The organism is Ferrimonas sediminum, assembly GCF_900100175.1.
Classification (GTDB): Bacteria; Pseudomonadota; Gammaproteobacteria; order Enterobacterales; family Shewanellaceae; genus Ferrimonas; species Ferrimonas sediminum.
Map to the genome: position 1 here is coordinate 14,725 of NZ_FNEM01000003.1, position 21,052 is coordinate 35,776.

Here is a 21,052-nt window from a genome sequence, read left to right on the forward strand (position 1 = left end):
GTAGCCAGTGGCTTTGCTGCGCCCAACCAAAACCCAAGACACTGGGCCCTCGCGTTCACAAGGGCGACGCGCTTTCCACCCGTCGTGGCCGCGCATGCGGGTAGCCGGTGGCTTTGCTGCGCCTACTTAAAATCAAAGACGCTGGGCCCTCGCCTTCGCAAGGGCGACGGTGCTCATTGGCAGGACCGGCAGTAAGCGGACAGCCAGGGGTTATCTCAGAGTACGAATAACCATTGAAGCTGGCTGACTTCGGTGTTTGCCGGGTTGGGCTCCGCCACGGCTAAGGAGTCGGATCTGTTCAATGAGTTTGATGATGCATTTTACTTTACCCTTGGTGCCGGTTTTTTGGGCAGCTACCACCAAATCGAACCATGCCGCCTCCCCCTCAGGTGCGACCCAATAGTTTGCTCTCTAATCAATTTCGCTCTGGACACTGCATCAACAGCGTTATTATCGAGTCTATTTTTTCGAAGTTGCGCCCAATAAATGCCCAAACAAGCTATTTTAACTAGAGTTTTGGTGCTCTCCTGTTAGGATGAATCGCCCTGCGTGCCTTACCAGAAACCAAAATTCCGAGATGAATTCGGCCAACTGGCCGAGCAACTGCTTTGAATTCAAATCATAATTAAGCCATCCGTCAGGCACCCAGAGGCTCCTGAAGCAACCCGGGCTGAGGCCCAGAAGTGAGGATGAATGACCAAAGGCATCGATAAATACAGCATCGACAGTACCGACTACACCGTCGGTCAGGACAATGTCCAAAAATGGGGCTTTGATGTCCACAACCCAGTATTCGGCATCAGCGCTGGCCTGATTGGCCTGTTTCTGCTGGCCACTTTCATCAGTGACGCTGCCACCGCCAAGGCCACACTGGACGGAATCAAATGGAAGATCATCAATAACTTCGACGGCCTGTTCCTATGGTCCGGCAATGTGTTTGTGATTTTCTGTTTGGCTCTGATCGTGTCTCCATTCGGTCGAATCCGCCTGGGAGGCGCCAGCGCCAAAGCCGATTTCTCCTTCCTGTCCTGGCTGGCAATGCTGTTCGCCGCCGGCATGGGGATCGGCCTGATGTTCTGGAGCGTCGCCGAACCGGTGGCCTACCTGACAGGCTGGTACGAAACCCCTCTGGGCGTCGAAGCCAATACGCCGGAAGCCGCACGGCTGGCCCTGGGTGCCACCATGTTCCACTGGGGCCTGCACCCCTGGGCCATCTATGGTGTGGTTGCGCTGTCACTGGCCTTCTTTACTTATAACAAAGGTCTGCCGCTGTCGATGCGGTCGATTTTTTACCCCATTCTCGGCGACCGCGCCTGGGGCTGGGCCGGTCACATCGTTGATATCCTGGCGGTACTGGCTACCCTGTTTGGCCTGGCAACCTCGCTGGGACTGGGGGCACAGCAAGCCGCCAGCGGCATCAACCACGTGTTTGGCACCGATGGCGGCATCGGCCTGCAGATCGCTGTGATCGTGGTGGTCACCCTGCTGGCCGTGGTGTCGGTGTACCGTGGCATTGAAGGTGGCGTAAAGGTAATCAGTAACATCAACATGGTCATCGCCTTTGTGCTGCTGGTTGCGGTGGCCCTGATCGGTTTCGCGGTGACCTTTGGTACCGTGCCGACCACCCTGATGGCGTACCTGGAGAACCTGATTCCCCTGAGTAACCCCCATGGCCGTCCCGACGAAGCCTGGATGCACGGCTGGACCGTATTCTACTGGGCCTGGTGGATCTCCTGGTCACCTTTTGTCGGCATGTTTATCGCCCGCGTCTCCCGCGGCCGTACCGTGCGTGAGTTCATTACTGCGGTGCTGATTGTTCCTACCATAGTCACGCTGTTGTGGATGTCGGTCTTTGGCGGCATGGCCATCGATCAGGTGATGAACGATGTGGGTATTCTTGGCAGCCAGGGCCTGACCGAAGTGCCTCTGGCGATGTTCCAGATGTTTGAAGCCCTGCCGTTCAGCACTGTGTTGTCGGTAATTGCCATTATCCTGGTGCTGGTGTTCTTCATCACCTCCTCCGATTCCGGCTCTCTGGTGATCGACAGCATCACCGCCGGTGGCAAGGTGGATGCGCCGGTATTGCAGCGCATCTTCTGGGCCGCAATGGAAGGCGCCATCGCCGCCGCGTTGTTGTGGGTCGGTGGCACCGAGTCGATTCAAGCCCTGCAGGCGGGTGCCATCTCCACCGCACTGCCGTTTACCGTGGTGCTGCTGCTGATGTGTGTCAGCCTGATTCTGGGCATGCGCACCGAGCGCCGTTAATCGCGTTCACTTCCCGCTCGCACAAATAAAAAGGTTGGCCTGGGCCAACCTTTTTTCATTTCAGCGCCACAACTGACCAATAGGCAGATCGGGGCTGAAGTGGTGGGCCACCTGAGCCTGAAACAGCTCTGCAGTGGCAATGGCATCCGTCAGGGCGTGGTGCGGTTGATACACCGGCAGGCCATAACGGCTACGGGAGCTGCCGAGGCGAACCGATTCATTCTTTTCTCTGCCCAACAGGCGGCGCCAACTCCACTGTCGCTTGCTGTGCTGCAGATCCGACTCAATCTGCAAGGTATCCACCATGGGGAAAGCAATCCCCTCCCCCAGTCGAGTCATCAGTGCCTTGTCCAGGAACTCTCGCTCGATGTTGCGGTAGTGAACCACCACCACCTTGCCAGCCAGGGCGTCCAGTACCTGATGCAAAATGCGACGCAGATCCGGGGCGTCGGACAGATCCGAGTGGGTGATGCCATGAATCACCACCGAATCCTCCTGTAGCGGGCTCCTGGGGCTGACCAGCCAGTGGCACGCCTGGCGGCAATAGACCCGATTCAGATCAAAGGGCACCAGACCGATACTGATGATGCTGTCATTTTCCGCATCCAAACCGGTGGTTTCAAAATCCAGCGCCACAAAGGGCACCTCGGCAAGCGGGGTAGCGGCTGGCACCAGTCCCGCTCGAAAATAGTGTTTCAGGCGACCATCACGAGCGGTTTTGGCCTGCTCGGCAAAGCGGGCCTCCCAATCCTGAGTCGGAGTCGCCTCGGCAGTGCGTCCAAACAGACGTCGAATCATTGCGACTCCTTACTTGAAGCTATTGGCTTGGTAGCGGAACTTGAGAAAGTTCTGAGCGTTACTCAGAATCTGAAACGCGTCCTTCAGGTTTCGCCGTTCAAACTCCGACATGTTCTCCGGCTCGATATTGTTATCGGCCTCGGTCTGAGCCTGAATATCCAGAGCCTGATGACGAATTCGCACCATGGAGATGTACTCCATGGCATCACGCAGATCCTCGGCCTTACCTTTTGGCAAAATGCCGGCGTCGATGATGTCGTCCAGGCGCTCGAACGAGTTTTGCGACCGGGAGCCCACCGCCAGCGCGTGTACCCGAATCAGATCCGCCAGTGGCGCCGTGCCCCGCCGCTTCAGGTTGATGGTATTGTTATGGCGCCCATCCTTCTCCATCACAAAGCCTTTAAAGAAACCCAAAGGCGGCGTTCGGTTCAGGGCATTGCGGGCCAGACACGCCAGGAACCGGTTGTTCTTCCTCGCCCGGCGTACGATAAAGCCATTGAGCTGCTCGGCCCACTTTACCTTGCCATAGACCCCGTCCAGGTCGAAAAAGATGGAGCTGTTGAGCAGTGCCTTGGGATTGGGGTTATCAATCCAGTCGGCAAAACACTCCTCCCACTCCTTCTGTGTCATCCGCCAGTCGGAGTTGGTCGCCATAATGTCGCCGGTGCAGTAAGCATAGCCACAGCGAGCCAGCGCATCACAGACGAAGGTCGCCAGCTGTTCAAAATAGGCGTTGTGTTTCACCGCATCGTAATTGTCATCGAGGATGATGGCATTGTCCTGATCGGTCACAATCAGTTGCTCATCCCGCGCCATGGATCCCAAAGCCAGGAAGCAGTAGGGCACAGGCGGTGGACCAAACTCCTCCTCCGCCAACTCCAGTATTCTCTGCTTAAAGCTGCGACCGATCACCGCCATGGCGCTGCCGACCATGTGCGAGTTGGCGTCCTCATTGACCATGCGTACGAAACAGTCTTTCACCTGCTCAGACACGCTCTCCAGCTCATCCACGCTTTGCTGCTGGAAGATGCTGCTCACCAGCAGCAGGCTGTTTTGTGACTCGTAGCGAACGATGTCGGTAACGTCGATGATCCCCAGCGGAGTGTTGTTTTTCAGCACCGGCAGGTGGTGGACGTTGTAGCGCAGCATGTACAACATCGCCTCATACACGTAGGCGTTACTGTCCAATGAGATAATGTCACTGCTCATCACCTCCGAGACCGCGACACTGGCACCCAGGCCCTGGGCCAGCACCCGATGGCACAGATCCCGCTCGGTGATGATCCCAACCACACCGCTTTCATCCTCGTCGGCGACGGTATCAGGATCAAACACCAACAGAGACGACACGTTTTCATCGGCCATTTTGGCAGCGGCAGTTTGCACCGACTCCCCCATGAAGATCCAGGCCGGATCGCCGGTCAACAGGGTCTTCACCTTGGAGGTGGTCAGATCGCTAGCATCCACCGTATTGGACACGGTCTGGCGCAGGCGCGCCGCATCCTCCACCTCCACGAAATCGGCGAAGCTGTCGTGGGCCTCATACAGCTCGTGAAACAGGGCTTCAGGAATGCAATACAACAAACCGTCTTCCAGGGCCCTTGCCGGAAAGCGAACCTTATTGTTGGTCATCAGCCCCAGTTGGCCGAACAACGCCCCTTCGGCCAGGCGGTTGTACAACTCACCGTTACGGCGGTACACCTCCACCACACCGCTGCGCACCATATAGAGATCATGAATCGCGTCGCCAAACTTCACAATCTCCTGCTTTTCGCGCACATAGGCAATCTCAGTCTGTCGAGCCACCTGGGCCACCACCTCTTCAGGCAGGGAGTCAAAAGGGGGGTATTGGGATAGAAATCCCTGTATCTCAAATAGTTCAGCTTCCATGGCCTGCACTCAAGCGGGTTTTTATCAATCCTAATTGAAGTTAGGGGATTCAACCAGTGCCCCGGGGGTTGCAACGCAGGGAACGGGATCCGGCCGAGGTTGTTAAGGCTATGAAAATCAGGCAGGTTAATAACATGACCCAGCAGAGGAGACAGGCCGTGAGCCACAGCGTAATTCAAAAGGGATTGGTTGCAGCCGGCATCATCAATATTGGTGGCGTGCTGCTGTTTTCAAAAGGCTTCAGTAACGACGCGCTGACCCAGGCCGACCCGGTGCTGTTCTCCACCTTTGGTCTGCTGTCCATCATACTGTGGGGCGCAGCCTATCTGGCGGTTTCCGGCAGCTATCGGCAGGTGCCCTGGATCATGGCGGTGTTTGCGGTGGAAAAGCTGCTGTACACCCTGGCCTGGAGCCACTGGATGGTCAACTTCAGCCACGACCTGCCGGCCCTGTATCAGCAAGACTGGCTGGCCGGGGCCTTCTTCAGCATCTATGGTCTCAACGACGCCCTATTCATGCTGTTGTTTTTCTACGCCTTCATCAAGACGCGCCATTCCGATGTGCGCCCCTCTCAGATCACCTGAATCGCACAGCGCCCCGCACAGCGGGGCGCACGGCACTACAGTGAATAGAAGTAGTAGATCTGCGACTTCATGCGAATGATGATGCCTCGAATGACGTCCAGAAACGACATGAAGGCGATGGGCTTTTCACCGCTGACCCAGGCCAGCCCCACCGAACCGACAGGCACGGTATAGCCCTCCGGCTCTTCAATTTTAAGACGCACAAAGTGATGCTTATTCTGCACGTTGGCACCGGTAGTCTGGCGAACTGCCTCTTCCCGGCCGATGAGGTTCCCCTGAGACTCACCGGTCGCCTTAACGATGCCGGTCACCTCGGCCTTGAAGATGGTACCCGGGTAGATGGCCGAGGCAAACTCCGCCGTCTGTCCCACCTTGATGTTGCGCATCGCCTGGTGATTAACCCGCATCAGCACGTATTTCTCATCGGTAAACATATTGATGCGGGCCACCGCCCCCACATACTGACCGGGACGCAGAATAAAGTTGGTCATAAAGCCGTCGGCTGGGGCATACACCCTGGTTGAGTCCAGGTTCCAGCGATCCTGAGCCAGAGTCTGAATCGCCACATCCACATCCGCCTGGGCGCTGGCTACCGACAACTGAGCCTGCTCCACCGCCAGCAGCGCCTTATCGGCACTGACTCTGGCTTTAGCCAGCTTCGCCTGCAAAGCCACCTGCTGGGCCTGTGCTGCGGCGACTTTATTGTGCTGTTCATCCAGCAGGCTTTCGGTCACCGACTGGGGCACTACCCTGTTCTGTTCAATGAATCGGGTCAACTGCGCCTGCTTCCAGATTAAATCTTCGTTAGCGGCTTTGAGTTCATTGTCGATGATCTCGATGTCTTTGATCGCTTCCTGGTGCTGCGCCTGGCTGATGGCCACCTCTTCGCCGGCCATGCTCAGTGCCACCTTCTCGGATGACAGGTTGGCCTCCGAGCGCTCGACGGCGATTCGATAGGGTTCATCGTCAAGTTCATAGATTAACTGACCTTCGGTAACGAAATCGTTCGGGGCCACATGCAGCGCTTTGACCTTACCCTTAATGGCGGTATTGCCCGGCCTGAGCTGCACATGAGGCGCCTGCACCACAGAGCCGCCCGACATATCCATGGGGGTGTAGTTCAACAGCCCCACCCAGACAAACAACAGCCACCCACTGCCGCCCAGATAGGCAAAGCTCTTGGTGTAGGTGTTCCAGGGCATGCCGACCAGTCTCAGCAGATAGATAAACAGCGCCCAAACCGCCAATCCCTCAAGCATGATCGCCCTCCTTCACCGGAGATTCACGCCAGATATCACGCACCCGGCGCAGGGCACTCTCACCGTCAACAAAAGCCAGGATCACCGCCAATACCCAAACCCAGTGCCACACAAAGCCTATCCAGGTCAGTATGGTGATCAATCCGGTCTGATGATGCTTGCGATTGTGGGCCTTACTGATGGGCAGCTCGTGCAGCTTCCAGAAACCATACAAGGCCGCCGCAATACTGCCGACCAACACCACCGCCGCCACAACGTGCAAGGTGGTGTCGGCCCCAGTCCCGACAAAAGGTGAACTCAATAAACTCATTGTGGTGCCAAACTCCCGAGTGTGTACTGTGCCCTGCTGCAACACCTTCCCCCGGCGGACTCAAGCCGGAGAAACGGAGCAACACTGACTAAAAAGCGAAGAGGTTCAATCGGCCAGGACCCTGACCAAGGATCTAACGTGCGGAATACAAAGGTATTTTCGCCACCTCGAACCATCCTCTGTATCGATGGCAGACAATGTTACATTTTGTTACTGAACCAACACTTAACTCAGGCGGAAAAATCAGTAGCACCGGCATAATCGGCAGGTAGGTTGCCGAGGCCCGGCCAGCCGCCATTGCAGCGGACGACCGGAGTGCGGCTCAGTCCGGTTCGGACCCGGATGGTTTTAGATTATCGGCATAGCCCTTGGGCGGTGGGGTCCAGCTGCGTTCGGCACGGGAGTGGCGATCGTTGCCTTCCCCCTGCATCGCCTTGGCCAGTAACTCTTCCAGTTGCATAAACAGCTCCCGGTAATGGGTGCCGAAACGATCCTCTTCGCTGGATTGCAGCCACGACTCGTACAACAGTTTATCGTGCTCACGATCCAACGCCTCGTAGACCGCCCGCCGCTGGCGGACCCGGAATGGATGGCCACCGAGGGCGATCATCGCCTCAGAAGCCAGAGTCAGGGCCGACTGCATGGTCTCCTTGATGACGTAATCCACACCGACACTGCGCAGGGCATAGACATGGCCACGATCGTAGCCGCGGGCAAACACTTTCACCTTGGGATAGTGGCGCTTCACATACTGCACCAACTCAACCGAACGCTCCTTTTCATCCAGGGCGACCACCAGCAACGATGCCTGTTCAATACCGGCGGTGTGCAGCAAATCCGGCCGGGTCGCATCCCCAAAGTAACTCTTGATGTTGACGCTCCTGAGGATTTCGACCTGCGAAGCATTATGATCCAGCACCACGGTTTTGATTCCGTTGGCGATCAGCATGCGATTGATGATCTGCCCGAAGCGGCCAATCCCGGCGATGATCACCGTCCCCTGCTCATCAATCTCGTCCGCCTCAGGATCATTACTGCGCCTCTGATACCTGGGCAATATCAGCTTGTCATACAGAATAAACAATCCCGGCGTCAGGAACATCGACAGCGCCACCACCAGAGACAGCATCTGGCCCAAAGCCGGGGTGATCACGTGCTGCTGCTGGCTATAGCCCAACAACACAAAACCAAATTCACCGGCCTGGGCCAGGCTCAAGGCAAACAGCCAACGATCGCTGCCCCGAATCCGGAACACCAGTCCCAACAGATACAACACCAGCAATTTGATGACGATCACCGCCAACGTCAGTGCCAGCACCGTGCCCAACTGCCCGGCCAGCACCGAAAAGTTGATTCCGGCGCCGACGGTGATGAAAAACAGGCCCAGCAACAACCCCTTAAACGGCTCTATATTGGACTCCAGTTCATGACGAAATTCACTGTTGGCCAACACCACCCCGGCCAGAAATGCGCCCAGAGCCGGGGATAAGCCCAGCAGCCCCATCAGTGCCGCGATGCCAATCACCAACAGCAATGCCGTGGCGGTGAAGATCTCCCTCAGGCCGGAGTCGGCCACGAAACGAAACAGCGGCCGACTGAAGTAGTGCCCGGCGGCGACCAGTCCGATAATGGTCGCCAGTACCACCAGAGCGTACGCCCAGCCAGGCAACCCGGCCACCAGGGACAGGTCATGATGGTCGGCGGCTTGAGCCAGTCCTTCAGCCGCCTGCTGCAGCTCCGGCAATGCCAATAGTGGAATCAAGGCCAGCATGGGAATCACGGCAATGTCCTGAAACAGCAGCACCGAAAACGCCGAGCGGCCACCCTCTGTTCGCCCCAGGCTCTTCTCGTTAAAGGTTTGCAATACAATAGCCGTGGAAGAGAGAGAAAAGATAAACCCGATGGCCAGGGCCGTTTGCCAGGCCAGCTGGAAATAGAGCCCCAGTGCCGTCATGGCGGTCGCGGTGAGGGCCACTTGCAGTCCGCCCAACCCCAGCAAACGGTGACGCATCTCCCACAACATCCGCGGTTCCAGCTCCAGTCCAACCACAAACAGCATCATCACCACACCAAATTCAGCGAAATGCTGAATGGTGGCCGTCTCCTCCCCGACCAAGCCCCACAGCGGACCGATCACCACCCCGGCAACCAGATAGCCCAGGACTGACCCCAGCCCCAGCTTTTTGGCAATGGGAACCGCAATCACCGCGGCCAGCAGATAGATAAAGGCCTGTAAAAAATAAGTGGTCATGGGCGGGCCTCCGCATCGTCAAAACAGGCGTTACAGGTCTCCAGAGGCAACATCGCAGGCCAATCACTATCGTCTCTGACCAGGCTGGTGAGCATTCGCTTCCAGCGTTCGGTGTGCTGCTGAAGCCGCAACTCCTCCACCGCTGTCCGAGCCCCGAACAGCACCAGGGGGGGCAAATACTGCATTCCGGTCAGGCGGGCGGTCTGCTCCAGCGGCCGCAGCAACTCCCGGATTGAAAAGTGGTTGTATCCCTGCTCCTGATAGGCACTCTGAGCACCACCGGCACTGACGGCGCACACCAGCCGCTTTCCGTGCAGTGCATTTCCACCCTGACCATAGGCGAAGCCATACTCCAGTACCAGATCCTGCCACTCTTTGAGGATCGACGGAGTCGAGTACCAAAACAGGGGAAACAGAAACACCACCACATCATGATCTCTCAATCGTTGCTGCTCCCGCTCCACATCGATGCGAAAGTCCGGATAATCCCGGTAAAGATCCACCCGGGTAACGCCGTCAATGCCCTCTGCGGCTTTAAACAGCGGCGCATTGATCTCAGACCGGTGTGATGAGGGGTGGGCGTAGAGAATCAAAACGGATTTTTGGTTAAGCATCAGTTCTTCCATGACAGGCAGTCGAAGTCGATAATACGCGGGCAACCACGGTACCGGCATGGCTGCCGGCACCCTGTAACTATAATCCTGATATAGGATGTATACCAATAACTTAGAAATAGGTGAGCAGTTTGAACAGAGTAAGGAAAGCCCGTGCCGACGACGCGCCGCGCCTGTGGCAGCTGCGCATTGATGCCATCCTATGCGGCTGCCGTGGCCACTACCCTCGGGCACTGCTCGATCGCTGGACACAAGGCACGCTCAACAACGAGTTTGTGAACCAGGTCCGCGAGCGCTTCTGGGTTATTGAACAGTGTCGACGGGTCATCGCCTCTGGCACCATAGATCTTGACTCCGGCAAGCTCGATGCCATCTTTGTCTGCCCGTCTGCCATGGGAACCGGCGTGGGCCGTAACATGATGAACCACCTGCAACACCTGGCGCTTGATGCGGGATTGACGCAGATCCACCTTGAGGCCACCCTCAATGCGGCGTCATTTTATCGCCGGTTGGGGTTTAAGGGAGATACCCCTAGCCTCTATCACAGCCCCCGCGGGTTCAACCTGGCGTGCATTTTGATGCACAAGCCGATAGCGTGAACACCGAACGCTTGCAGCCTGGGCACGAATGTACTCTAATGCCCTACCCGCGTTTTCCAGCTCCAGACTATGACCCAGACTACCCGCGTTGATTTCCACAACTGGCAGCCACAGTTGTCCAACACCCTGAAATTCGTTGTGATCATGGCTCGTTATCGGCAGCAATGGCTGCTGGTTCGCCACCACCAACGTGACACCCTGGAGATTCCCGGAGGCAAAATCGATACCGGCGAAACGCCCATAGAAGCCGCCCGGCGCGAGCTCTATGAGGAAACCGGTGCCACTGACTTTACCCTGACTCCGATGGAGATCTATCGGGTGTGTGACGGCAACTCTGCCCCCAGTTTCGGGCTACTGCTGACCGCGGAGATCCGCAGCCTGTCAGCGATACCCAAGGGATCGGAGATCGCCGAAGTTTACCCTGTGACCCGTCGTCCTCAGGACAGCGACATGACCTGGCCCGCCATTCAGCCACGCTTATTCGATCACGTCACCCGGCGGCATCAGCTGCTTGAGCAACTGGGCACCTATCAACACGTAATCTGGGATTGGAACGGCACCTTGGTGGACGATGCGCCACTGGCGACCGACATTGTGAACCGCCTGATGGCCAGCCAGAATCTGGGCAGCATCAGCCTGGAACAGTATCGAAACGACTTCTGTCACCCGGTCATCGATTACTACCAGGGGTTGGGATTCGACTTTAACCGTTTGCCTTTTGATCAGCTGTGTCAGCAGTTTGGTCAACACTATCGCGCCGCTCGGGAGCAGCTGAAACTGCATAACGGCAGTCGCTTTCTGCTGCGCTCACTCAGCCGGAGCCATACTCAATCGCTGCTGTCTGCCAGTGCTCAGCACAGCCTGGAGCAGTGCATCAGCCACCATCAGCTCGATGGTCTGTTTGACTACCTCTACGGCCTGGACAACCACCATGCCGCCTGCAAAATCGACCGCGGGCGGGAACTGCTGCAGGTCAGTGGCATCGCTCCGGAGCGCACTCTGGTCATCGGTGATACCGATCATGACTGGGAGGTGGCCGACGCGCTGGGCACCCACCTGTGGCTGATCGCGGACGGCCACCAGAGTGAGGCCAAACTCGGCGCATTGCACGGCTCTGTTTTCAGAAACTGGCAGCAACTCAACCTCAGTGAAGCGTGATGACAGGCCTTAGAATATGGCCAGGCGAAGATTTTCTATAATCAACACCAAAGTCACAATCCAGCTAAGCAGAGTGCCCCAGAAACGGCCTGCATGATAACCGCCATTGCCGCCGACCAAGCCCCAGGGGTGAAGCACCCTGGCCACCAGCCAGACCGATCCGACCGAATGCAGCAGCCAGGCATTGGCCCCATTCGATTCGGCGGCGATGAGCATCAGCAACACCAGAGGGGCGTACTCCAGCAAGTTAGCGTGGCTGCGTACCCGCAGCTCCAGCGAGCGGTTATCGCCACAGCCAACACCGATGCCGCAGGCCCGTCGCATCGCCACTACCCGATAGGCCAGAACCATCATAATGGCGGCGGTAGCGGCAATGTAAATTCCACTGATCATCAATGACATAAGCTCTCTCCTTAGACCAATTACCCTAACACCGCCGCCGCATCCCGCCCAGCCTTACCAATGGGACAACTAAGTGCCCGGAGGCAGTTATCAGGATGCGGGTTTCGATGATTCGGACTCAGACGCGTAGTAAGGCCGGAACAGTGTCAACTTAACCACCCCCACCCCAAGCCGGAACATCAACCACAGCCAGCTCAAAAACAGTACGTGCCAAGCCTCCAATGCCCAGACCAGGGCGGAGCCTCCCGCGATGAGTCCCACCGAGATCTGAAACACGTTAATGACGTTGGTGTAATGATCCTCAATAACGGTCTGATAAGCCTCTGGCTTCTTTATCACGGTCCAGACACCGCCGCACACCCAAATCAGGGCACACAACCACCAAAACCAGGGGCTGACCAGTCCCAGCGGGCTAATCAGCAGACTGACGCACATCAAAATGTATGAGATTTGCGCATCGAGTCGTGCCATTTCATTGCGCTGGGGAAATGGCAGTAACCCCGGTGGGTTGGGGTGGCGAGCTGACATCATACCTCCTTGTATATACTGTCAGTTTTGCAACGGTGTGGATCCAAGATGGACGGTCCCGGTTATCGAATCAACCGAGAAAATCGCCGCTTTACAATCTGTTGAACAAATAAACGGAGGCTCTGATTCCTGCGCCGGCTCACTAGAGCGGCCGGAAATCTGAAGAGTCGGCGTTTCGATGAAAGTCGACGCCGTTGATGTAGGCGGTGATCACCTGCCCCATGGCTTGTTCCTTAGGGTTCGGCAATGGCATACGAATAACCGCCAAAGCCGCGTAACACAGGCCATCATTGGTCTGAATTCCGCGATCCACCACCTGCTGCAACAGCTGGACTTTATGGGCATCGCTAATCCCGCGGTCCGCCGCCAGCAGTGCCATATTGAAATCCCCCTCCTGCAGCGCTGCACTCACCAACTGCTGCAAGGCCTGTGCCTGCCGGTCTGCCAGCTTATGGGCCAGAGCCGTCTGATACATGGCAAACAGCCACTTTCTTTCACCGGCGTACTCCGGTTTGTCCAGGCTGACTTCTATGGGATCCCGCCCTGCCATCACCAGGGCTTCCATCGCCTGCGCAGAGCCTCCGACGCTGCCCTGTTTGACCACGGTCGTTGCCCGCATCGCCGAGATGCCCAGAGCCATCACCGCCACTACGGCCAGCACATGATGTAGTTTCAAGCCAATTCCTTGTTATTCCTGTCACAGCCGTATACGCCGCCGTCCGTCCCTGAAGCTGACCGCCGCACGAATCCGATAAAACATGCACTTCTAATTTAAGCCAGTCTACAAAGCCATCGGTAAGGATGCAAACGGCACAACCGGTATCACAGCATCTGTGGAGGCGTACGGCTCAGTGGATTGCAACACCACGGTGCTTAGTTGCGTCAAATCGCTGCCGAAATCCGGCCTATCCCCGACTGTCTCGAAACTCCGACGGGGTCTTACCGACCCATTTTTTAAAGTTGCGATAGAAGACCGAGGGTTCGGAGTAACCGAGCCGCTCGGCGATGTCACTGATGGGCAACTCGGAGCTGAGCAGTAACTTGACCGCCCGCCCCCGGCGCACCTTATCTTTCAACTCCAGAAACTGGTGCCCTTCCCGCTTCAGCCGGCGGCCGAGGGTGGCAACACTGATATTGAAGTGATTCGCCACCAGCTCCTGGCTCAGGGTTTCCAACTCCTGCTGGCGATCAATGTAATCACGCACCCGGGCACTCAGAGAGTCGTCGTTACGATAATGGGTGAGGAGTTGTTCCGGGCTGTTGGCCAAAAATGGTGACAGGGTATCGGCGCTTTGCTTAATGGGCGCTTGCAGATAGCGCACCGGCATCACCAACTCCGTGACCGGCGCATCGAAACGGATCGGAGCCTGTAACAGGGCAGACAGGTCGGTATCAAAGCTGTGACGGGGAAAAGAGAACTGAACCCGGCTGAGCAGCAGCGGTGAATCAATCATCCAGGCAGACCAGCGATGCAGGATAATAGCCAGGCTCAGCAGGAAAAAGCTGATGTCGCTGTCACTCTGACCGTTGACCATCCGCAGCTGAAACCGGGCTTCCTCGCCCTGCTCCAGCAATTGCCACTGATACTCATCGGACATCAACCGGAAATACTCGATCACCCGCAGCTGCGCCCGGCGCAGGTTGCGACAGCCGATGCAGGCTTGGCACATCATTCGGAAACTGCCCAGACGCATCGGCTTAACCGCATAGCCGGAGGACTCATCATCCAGCAACTGCCACAACTGCCTCAGCAGCGCCGCATAATCGCGGGCAACCAGCCCCCGGCCCTGCTCCAGCGCCTGCCAATCGAGTGCGAAATTGCCAAGCAACCGGTCAACATCCAGGCCCTGGCGCCTGGCGGCGGTGAGCGCACCGATGATAAAGGCACTGTCGATCATCCCCTCTCCGGGGGCGGCGCTGCATCTGCTCTGGCTCATCTCCCTGCCCTGGCTGTCCATACCCGCTCAGAGTATTACAACTCAATTGGGCCAAGGCAACCCGGTCATCGGCCGCGACAAGGCGGCATGGAAAACGGCGTCCCATCGAAACATCGGCAGTGGATGGCCGGTTTGGCTGAAAATGGCGATCAGCTTCCGTGAACAGGCTAAGAGATCATCAGCCTGATGTTGGTGACTCAAAGATCTTGAAGCGGTGTGTTTTGGGCGATGTCGACTCGATTGATTATCTGGCTAAATCACTGACGCTCACTCAATTGGCAACCCTTTGATTGTTATCAGGATCAAAAAAGCCGGGCATAGGCCCGGCTCTGGTTGGGATAGATAACGTCCGGGTGATTAACCCAGCAGGCCCATCACCAGGTTGGTGTTCTGGTTAGCACGGGACAGGATGTTGGTACCAGACTGAACCAGCAACTGGTTCTTGGTCATCGCCGCACTTTCCGCAGCAAAATCAGCATCCATGATGCGACCGGCAGCAGCAGTGGTGTTCTGGCTAACGTTAGCAAGGTTGTTGGAGGTGTGCTCCAGACGGTTGATGTTGGCACCCAAAGTAGAGCGGGAGGTACCCACAGCATCAATAACGGCATCAACAACGTCGATGGCAGCGTTGGCACCGGTAGTCAAATCTACGGCATCCAGGCCAAGAGCAGCAGTGTCCATGGCCGCAACGGTCACGGTCAGAGTTTCAGTAGAAGACGCACCGATTTGGAAATCAACACCAGTATCCAGAGTAGCGAACAGGTCGTTGCCGGCATACTCGGTATTACCCAGAATACGGCCAACTTCCGCTTTCAATTCGGTGAATTCCGCGTTCAGCGCAGTCAGATCGTCGGCGGAGTTCACGCCGTTAGCGCCCTGAGTCGCCAGCTCTTTCATGCGCATGGCGATGTTGTTTACTTCGTCCAGAGCGCCGTCGGCAGTCTGCAGCATGGAGGTGGCATCGCCGATGTTACGCTGGGCGGTGTTCATTCCGGTCACGTTGGCGTTCAGGCGGTTAGCAATCTGCAGGCCGGCAGCGTCGTCGGAAGCTGAGTTAATACGCAGACCGGTGGACAGACGCTCCATGGCGCTGTTGAGGCCATTGTTGCTCTGGTTCACAGAGTTTTGAGCAACCAGGGATGGGAAGTTAGTTTGTACTGAAAGCATTGGGTAATCTCCGTGAGATGTGTTTTCTAAGTTCAATAATCAAAAGCGCCTGATTCTCTGGGATCTTTAAAATTTTTTTTCGCTTCCAGATAAAAAATCTCTCTGCCTGGGTCTGCAGACGAAAAAAGCCCCGCCAATGGCGGGGCCTAATTCAAACCACCAAGGGTTACAACACGTACTTCAGGGAGAACATAAATCGACTCAGATCGGCGTCGGTGCCGTCGGTACGTTCGTTCAGGGCGTAGAGATACTCCACTCCGACCGTGATCGGCTTCACCGGTGAATACAGCAGGTTGATGTTGCCGCTGTAGGAGGTTTCGTTGACTGCCGCCACAGGAGAGGTATCGTAATCCGCCTCCAGCGCCGAGGCGGTAATGTTGGAACGCCATTTTTCATCCCACCAATGCTGGTAGGAGGCAAAACCGGAATAGGTGGTGATCGCTTCGACCTCGCCATTACCCAGCACCGCACCATTTACGAAGTTCAGTGCCATGTACCGACCCGCGCCTTCACCGACGTTGGCCATAAATTTAAAGGTATCCCTGCCGGAGCCCACCGGAATCACCCCGGAGCCACTTAATGCCCAGCCAAAGGTGCTCTCATCCATGTTCTCCTCTTCGTACTCCAACTCCCTCAGCAGCGCCGCCAGCATGAACTTACTGCTCCCGGTTTTGAAGTTGTAGCGCGCAATCAGGTCGGGAATCAGATCCGAACTGCCGGTCTTTCGAACTCCGGTGGTGTAATCAGTAAAGGTGCTGCTGGGGTTTTCCAGAGCAAACTGCCAACCGCCGTTGGTGTAACGAATCTGCCCCTGGCGGGCAAAGGTGGTGCCTTCAGCGGCTCCGACGAAATCCAGCGCTTCTGGCAGTGCTCCCACATCCTGGAAGGTGGTCCAGGTCTGCCCTACCAACCAGTTGTCCACACTGACAAAGGCGTGCCTGAGCCGGGGCGAGTAGCTGTTGGAGACCCGTTCATTGCCATCCGTATGGGTCAAAAAGTCCATCTCCACGAAAAACTTCAGCTTATGACCATCAATCTCATTGGTTGCGGCGAAGTTGAAGCGGGTCTCCCTGGCATGGAAATCGGTCACACTTTTGCCGCGGGAGCTGTCGCCGTATATGGCACCGGGTACATAGAACTGGCGCGAGATGTTGTTGTCATCCGGCGCCCCTTCGCTGTAGTTACTCACCATCAAATCGGCCTTGACGTAGCCGCCAAAGGCAAACTCGGTGTCACTGAGGGATTGAAGGGATACAGCCGCCTGTGTAGCCGCAACGGGGGTCAGCAAAGCCGCGACCGCCAGGGCCGTGCGATTAAGCAGTTTCATCATCATCTCCATGATATTTTTGTATTCCAAACCACTATCATCCATAGACAAACGGTTGAAAATTAGCCAAAGGTCGAAGATGATTTGATGGCATTTTCTAGAGATTTGAACTAGCAGCCGATCTCAATTGATGACTTGAGCGCAATAAACAGCCACAGCAACAGGGCCATTGAGGCCCACTCGAGCACAAAAAAGCCCCTGACAAGCAGGGGCTGTTGCAACTCGATGTTTTAAGGCCTTAGTTGGCGCTGCTGTCCTGGGACGCCATGGTAAAGCGCTTCATCCAGCCGAGGACATTGTCGTACCACTGCACCAGGTTGTCCTGACTCAGGATCCAGTGGTTCTCTTTCTCGAACACCAGCAATTCAGACGGGATGTTCTTACGCTGCAGTACGGTAAAGGCCGCCAGCCCCTGCTCCAGAGGCACCCGGTAGTCTTTGGCACCGTGAACCACCAACATCGGCGTGCGCCAGTTGTTAATGTGGTTTACCGGATTAAACTTCTCGTAGTTTTCGGTGGCATCCCAGTAAGTACCGCCAAACTCATGCTCGGGGAACCACAGCTCTTCGGTCACCATCGAGAAGCTGCGCATGTCGAACAGGCCGGCATGGTTCACCAGGCACTTGAAGCCATCTGGCCAGTTGCCGGCAATCCAGTTCATCATATAACCGCCGTAGGAACCACCGGCAGCACAGGCGTTATTGGTATCCAGCCAGGGCTGCTGTTGTCCCACTGCAGCCAGACCTTTCTGAAGATCTTCAAGCGGCTTGCCGCCCCAATCCAGAGAGATGGAATCGGTAAACGCCTGCCCGTAACCGGTAGAACCATGGAAATCGACCATCACCACGCCAAAGCCGGCGGCGGCCCACAACTGGGCATTCCAGCGACTGTGCCAGCGGTTGCCGAACGAGCCCTGGGGTCCGCCATGAACCAGGAAGGCTACCGGGTACTTGCTGCCCTTTTCGAAGTTGGCCGGCTTAATCCAGTAACCGTAAACGGTCTCATTGTTCCAGCCCTTAAAATTGAACTGTTGGAATTCACCCAACCCCTGCGGGTTCAACAGATCCTGATTCAGATGGGTCAGCCGGGTCGGCTCGCTGCCATTAAGCCCCACCACATACAGGTCGTTAGGCGACTGCAGGCTGTTGTGGGTATAGAACAGCTTGCCCCCCACCACTTTCACCAGGGAGTTGCTGCCCTCCTCCACCAAAGGGCGCTTGTCGCCAAAGCGTACGTCCATGGCATAGATGGCCACTTGTCCCAGATTCTGGGCAGTGACGTACAGAGTGTGGCTCTCTTCGGCAAAGGCGATGCCGGAGGCGCTGCGATCCCACAGCGGCGATACCTCACGGGTTTCGCCACTGCGCAGATCCTTGAGCATCACCCGGAATCGATCCGCTTCAAAGCCCGGCTTGCTCATGGCCAGATAGGCCAGGTAACGGCCGTCATCGGAGAATACCGGATTGGCGTCCCAGGCCAGATTAGACTCGGTCAGGTTAACCGGTTCGCCACCGGTGACCGGCACCTGCCACAGGTCGTAGTTGGTCTGCCAGGCCTGATCATGGCTGGCCGCCTTGGCACTGAACACCACATGCTGACCGTCTGGAGTAAAGCTGACCTCCTCCATGCCGGAAAACGGCTTAGGGGGCGTCTCGGTATCCAGGCCCGAGGTAACATCCACCGGCGCCGTCAGGCTCTGACCCTCGATTTTGGCAACAAACAGGTGATTACGCAGTCCGTCACCCCAGGTGTCCCAGTGGCGTACCATCAGTTGATCGTAGTGACGGCCTTTCTGTTTGTTTTTCTTATGGGCGTCCTGCTTCTCTTTGCTGCAGGCCAGAGTGTCACACTCCACATTGACCCGAATCTGCATCACCACCTGGCTGTTGTCGTTGGACAGCTTAAAGCCGTCCACGTCCAGAGGCAGATCCGACAGTTGCACCGCCTCACCGCCATCCAGGGCAATCGACCAGATTTGGCTGCTGCCACTGCGACCACTTAGGAAAAACAATCGCTTGCCATCTTTGGACACCACCAGATTGTGCTCGGTGGATTTGTTGTTGGTCAGGCGACGAGGCTCACTACCCAGAGTCTGCAGATACAGATCAGAGCGGGCACCAGCGGCGGTTTTCTTCTTCACGCCATACACCACGGTGTTGCCATCAGGCAGTACCACGGTGGAGTGCAGCTTACTCAACCCGTTGAGTTGGTGGATATCAAATGGGGCCGTCGTCGGCGCCGCCACCACAGAGGCCGACAGCGCCAGGGCACCGCCCAACACAATACCGTGTTTCATTATTGCTTTTCCCTTCAATGCGAAATCCGGCCTGTCGCCGGACTAAAAGGACGCCCACTTAAGGTGGGCGTCATTATTGTTATCCCTGCCAGGCAGGATTATTTACTCAGTTCGGTGTCCAGCTCTTCAATCTTGGCTCGCCAGATGGCCGGCCCGGTCTGGTGAATGTTGTTGCCACTGGAATCAACCGCAACGGTGACCGGCATGTCCTTCACGACGAACTCGTAGATCGCCTCCATGCCCAGCTCCTCAAAGGCCACCACCCGCGACTGTTTGATGGCCTTGGCCACCAGATAGGCAGCGCCCCCAACGGCCATAAGATAAGTTGCCTTATGCTTGGCGATGCTGTCGACCGTAGCCGGCCCACGCTCGGCTTTGCCGATCATACCCATCAGGCCGGTCTGCTCCAGCATCAGATCGGTGAACTTGTCCATTCGAGTCGCCGTGGTCGGCCCCGCCGGGCCAACCACTTCGTCACCCACGGCATCCACGGGACCGACGTAGTAGATAAAGCGGCCCTTAAAGTCGACCCCGTCCGGTAGACTCTGGCCTGAGTCCAGCAGCTCCTTAATGCGTTTGTGAGCCGCGTCCCGGCCGGTGAGAATTTTACCATTCAACAGCAGGGTATCGCCCGCCTTCCATTGCAGCATCTCCTCCTGGGTGATGCTGTCCAGGTTCACCCGCTTAACGCTCTCACCCACCTCCCAGGTGACTTCCGGCCAATCGGCCAGATCCGGTACCGGCAACTCCGCCGGGCCACTGCCATCCAGAGTAAAGTGGACGTGGCGGGTCGCAGCGCAGTTGGGGATCATCACCACCGGTTTTGAGGCGGCGTGAGTCGGCGCCGACTTGATTTTCACATCCAGAACCGTGGTCAGTCCCCCCAGGCCCTGGGCACCGATCCCCAGCTTATTGGCCCGCTCGAAGATCTCCAGGCGCAACTTCTCTTCGGTGGTCTCGGCGCCGCGAGCTTTCAGCTCTTGGATATCGATGTGCTCCATCAGTGACTCTTTGGCCATCACCCCGGCTTTCTCGGCCGTGCCGCCGATGCCGATTCCCAGTACCCCGGGAGGACACCAGCCCGCGCCCATGGTCGGCAGGGTTTTCTCGACCCAGGCGGCAATGTCATCGGAGGGGTTCAGCATCACCATCTTGGATTTATTTTCCGAACCGCCACCTTTGGCTGCCACAAACACCTCGACAGTGTCACCGGCGACCATCTCCACATGCACCACCGACGGCGTGTTGTCTCGGGTGTTTTTACGGGTACCGGCCGGGTCGGCAACGATGGAGGCTCGCAGCGGGTTGTCGGCATTGGTATAGGCCTGGCGCACACCTTCGTCCACCATCTGCTGAACCGTCAGATCGCTGTTCCACTGCACCTGCATGCCAATTTTGACAAAGCAGGTAACGATGCCGGTGTCCTGGCACAGCGGTCGATGGCCCTGTGCAGACATGCGGGAATTAATCAGAATCTGGGCAATGGCGTCCTTGGCTGCCGGGTTGGCTTCCCGCTCGTAGGCAGCGTTCATTGCGTCGACGAAATCTTTCGGGTGGTAGTATGAGATGTACTGAAGAGCATCAGCCACGGAGCTGATGAAATCCTGTTTGCTGATCACGGCCATTTAATCTACTCCACTGAGGCATCCAGCCCCATTTCACTATGC

General features: G+C 56.9%; 18 protein-coding genes. 4 read left to right on the plus strand and 14 right to left on the minus strand.

Going from position 1 to position 21,052, the window contains the following annotated elements; translation table 11 throughout:
* Window positions 1-693: 693 nt before the first annotated feature.
* Window positions 694-2,265, plus strand: a complete 1,572-nt coding sequence (locus BLT77_RS04440; RefSeq protein WP_090362723.1) for a BCCT family transporter — start codon at window positions 694-696, stop codon at window positions 2,263-2,265.
* A gap of 60 nt (window positions 2,266-2,325) precedes the next feature.
* Here the strand turns inward: BLT77_RS04440 and BLT77_RS04445 are convergent, their stop codons facing one another.
* Together BLT77_RS04445 and BLT77_RS04450 are read right to left on the minus strand one after the other, a co-directional pair.
* Window positions 2,326-3,063, minus strand: coding sequence for a 3'-5' exonuclease (locus tag BLT77_RS04445; protein WP_090362726.1), 738 nt, complete (start codon window positions 3,061-3,063; stop codon window positions 2,326-2,328).
* 9 nt (window positions 3,064-3,072) lie between these two features.
* Window positions 3,073-4,953: a DUF294 nucleotidyltransferase-like domain-containing protein gene (locus tag BLT77_RS04450; protein WP_090362729.1), complete on the minus strand. Its 1,881-nt coding sequence runs from the start codon at window positions 4,951-4,953 to the stop codon at window positions 3,073-3,075.
* Window positions 4,954-5,111: 158 nt separating this feature from the next.
* Between BLT77_RS04450 and BLT77_RS04455 the strand changes: the two genes are divergently transcribed.
* Window positions 5,112-5,537 (plus strand): hypothetical protein, encoded by a 426-nt coding sequence (locus BLT77_RS04455; RefSeq protein ID WP_090363453.1) that lies wholly within the window; start codon window positions 5,112-5,114, stop codon window positions 5,535-5,537.
* A gap of 35 nt (window positions 5,538-5,572) precedes the next feature.
* Here BLT77_RS04455 and BLT77_RS04460 read toward each other — a convergent pair whose 3' ends face one another.
* The 4 genes from BLT77_RS04460 to BLT77_RS04475 all read right to left on the minus strand — a co-directional run bounded on the left by BLT77_RS04460 (window position 5,573) and on the right by BLT77_RS04475 (window position 9,971).
* Window positions 5,573-6,796 carry an HlyD family secretion protein gene (locus BLT77_RS04460; protein WP_090362730.1) on the minus strand — a complete coding sequence of 408 codons (1,224 nt, stop codon included), beginning with the start codon at window positions 6,794-6,796 and terminating at the stop codon, window positions 5,573-5,575.
* Window positions 6,789-7,106 (minus strand): MFS transporter, encoded by a 318-nt coding sequence (locus BLT77_RS04465; protein ID WP_090362732.1) that lies wholly within the window; start codon window positions 7,104-7,106, stop codon window positions 6,789-6,791. The genes BLT77_RS04460 and BLT77_RS04465 overlap by 8 nt, the downstream gene beginning before the upstream one ends.
* Window positions 7,107-7,428: 322 nt before the next feature.
* Entirely contained in the window at window positions 7,429-9,357 is a 1,929-nt protein-coding gene (locus BLT77_RS04470; protein ID WP_090362734.1) for a monovalent cation:proton antiporter-2 (CPA2) family protein, read from the minus strand.
* On the minus strand, window positions 9,354-9,971 hold the full coding sequence (locus BLT77_RS04475; protein WP_090362736.1) for an NAD(P)H-dependent oxidoreductase: 618 nt from the start codon (window positions 9,969-9,971) through the stop codon (window positions 9,354-9,356). Before BLT77_RS04475 ends, BLT77_RS04470 begins: the two co-directional genes overlap by 4 nt.
* A 131-nt stretch (window positions 9,972-10,102) precedes the next feature.
* Here BLT77_RS04475 and BLT77_RS04480 point away from each other — a divergent pair, with 131 nt between their 5' ends.
* Together BLT77_RS04480 and BLT77_RS04485 are read left to right on the plus strand one after the other, a co-directional pair.
* Window positions 10,103-10,570 (plus strand): GNAT family N-acetyltransferase, encoded by a 468-nt coding sequence (locus BLT77_RS04480; RefSeq protein ID WP_218126898.1) that lies wholly within the window; start codon window positions 10,103-10,105, stop codon window positions 10,568-10,570.
* 69 nt (window positions 10,571-10,639) lie between these two features.
* Window positions 10,640-11,728 carry an HAD hydrolase-like protein gene (locus BLT77_RS04485; RefSeq protein ID WP_090362742.1) on the plus strand — a complete coding sequence of 363 codons (1,089 nt, stop codon included), beginning with the start codon at window positions 10,640-10,642 and terminating at the stop codon, window positions 11,726-11,728.
* A gap of 9 nt (window positions 11,729-11,737) precedes the next feature.
* Here the strand turns inward: BLT77_RS04485 and BLT77_RS04490 are convergent, their stop codons facing one another.
* From BLT77_RS04490 to BLT77_RS04525, 8 genes are all read right to left on the minus strand, one after another.
* Complete coding sequence (locus tag BLT77_RS04490) at window positions 11,738-12,130, minus strand: MAPEG family protein (protein WP_090362744.1); 393 nt, start codon at window positions 12,128-12,130, stop codon at window positions 11,738-11,740.
* A gap of 90 nt (window positions 12,131-12,220) precedes the next feature.
* The gene (locus BLT77_RS04495) at window positions 12,221-12,661 is read right to left on the minus strand and encodes a hypothetical protein (RefSeq protein ID WP_143026556.1); all 441 of its coding nucleotides are present in this window, start codon (window positions 12,659-12,661) and stop codon (window positions 12,221-12,223) included.
* Window positions 12,662-12,800: 139 nt separating this feature from the next.
* Window positions 12,801-13,334, minus strand: a complete 534-nt coding sequence (locus tag BLT77_RS04500; protein WP_143026557.1) for a hypothetical protein — start codon at window positions 13,332-13,334, stop codon at window positions 12,801-12,803.
* Between the two features lie 229 nt (window positions 13,335-13,563).
* Window positions 13,564-14,595, minus strand: coding sequence for an AraC family transcriptional regulator (locus tag BLT77_RS04505; RefSeq protein ID WP_176819179.1), 1,032 nt, complete (start codon window positions 14,593-14,595; stop codon window positions 13,564-13,566).
* 357 nt (window positions 14,596-14,952) lie between these two features.
* Window positions 14,953-15,762: a flagellin N-terminal helical domain-containing protein gene (locus BLT77_RS04510; RefSeq protein ID WP_090362754.1), complete on the minus strand. Its 810-nt coding sequence runs from the start codon at window positions 15,760-15,762 to the stop codon at window positions 14,953-14,955.
* Window positions 15,763-15,928: 166 nt separating this feature from the next.
* On the minus strand, window positions 15,929-17,089 hold the full coding sequence (locus tag BLT77_RS04515) for a DcaP family trimeric outer membrane transporter (protein ID WP_090363454.1): 1,161 nt from the start codon (window positions 17,087-17,089) through the stop codon (window positions 15,929-15,931).
* A gap of 238 nt (window positions 17,090-17,327) precedes the next feature.
* Window positions 17,328-19,385, minus strand: coding sequence for an alpha/beta hydrolase family protein (locus BLT77_RS04520; protein WP_176819180.1), 2,058 nt, complete (start codon window positions 19,383-19,385; stop codon window positions 17,328-17,330).
* A 98-nt stretch (window positions 19,386-19,483) separates the two neighbouring features.
* Entirely contained in the window at window positions 19,484-21,010 is a 1,527-nt protein-coding gene (locus tag BLT77_RS04525) for a fumarate hydratase (RefSeq protein ID WP_090362756.1), read from the minus strand.
* Window positions 21,011-21,052: the final 42 nt, after the last annotated feature.

Coding starts and splice junctions, on each gene's coding strand:
- BLT77_RS04440 (WP_090362723.1), top strand. CDS start 694: ATGACCAAAGGCATCGATAAATACAGCATCGACAGTACCGACTACACC.
- BLT77_RS04445 (WP_090362726.1), bottom strand. CDS start 3,063: ATGATTCGACGTCTGTTTGGACGCACTGCCGAGGCGACTCCGACTCAG.
- BLT77_RS04450 (WP_090362729.1), bottom strand. CDS start 4,953: ATGGAAGCTGAACTATTTGAGATACAGGGATTTCTATCCCAATACCCC.
- BLT77_RS04460 (WP_090362730.1), bottom strand. CDS start 6,796: ATGCTTGAGGGATTGGCGGTTTGGGCGCTGTTTATCTATCTGCTGAGA.
- BLT77_RS04465 (WP_090362732.1), bottom strand. CDS start 7,106: ATGAGTTTATTGAGTTCACCTTTTGTCGGGACTGGGGCCGACACCACC.
- BLT77_RS04470 (WP_090362734.1), bottom strand. CDS start 9,357: ATGACCACTTATTTTTTACAGGCCTTTATCTATCTGCTGGCCGCGGTG.
- BLT77_RS04475 (WP_090362736.1), bottom strand. CDS start 9,971: ATGCTTAACCAAAAATCCGTTTTGATTCTCTACGCCCACCCCTCATCA.
- BLT77_RS04485 (WP_090362742.1), top strand. CDS start 10,640: ATGACCCAGACTACCCGCGTTGATTTCCACAACTGGCAGCCACAGTTG.
- BLT77_RS04490 (WP_090362744.1), bottom strand. CDS start 12,130: ATGTCATTGATGATCAGTGGAATTTACATTGCCGCTACCGCCGCCATT.
- BLT77_RS04495 (WP_143026556.1), bottom strand. CDS start 12,661: ATGATGTCAGCTCGCCACCCCAACCCACCGGGGTTACTGCCATTTCCC.
- BLT77_RS04505 (WP_176819179.1), bottom strand. CDS start 14,595: ATGAGCCAGAGCAGATGCAGCGCCGCCCCCGGAGAGGGGATGATCGAC.
- BLT77_RS04510 (WP_090362754.1), bottom strand. CDS start 15,762: ATGCTTTCAGTACAAACTAACTTCCCATCCCTGGTTGCTCAAAACTCT.
- BLT77_RS04515 (WP_090363454.1), bottom strand. CDS start 17,089: ATGAAACTGCTTAATCGCACGGCCCTGGCGGTCGCGGCTTTGCTGACC.
- BLT77_RS04520 (WP_176819180.1), bottom strand. CDS start 19,385: ATGAAACACGGTATTGTGTTGGGCGGTGCCCTGGCGCTGTCGGCCTCT.
- BLT77_RS04525 (WP_090362756.1), bottom strand. CDS start 21,010: ATGGCCGTGATCAGCAAACAGGATTTCATCAGCTCCGTGGCTGATGCT.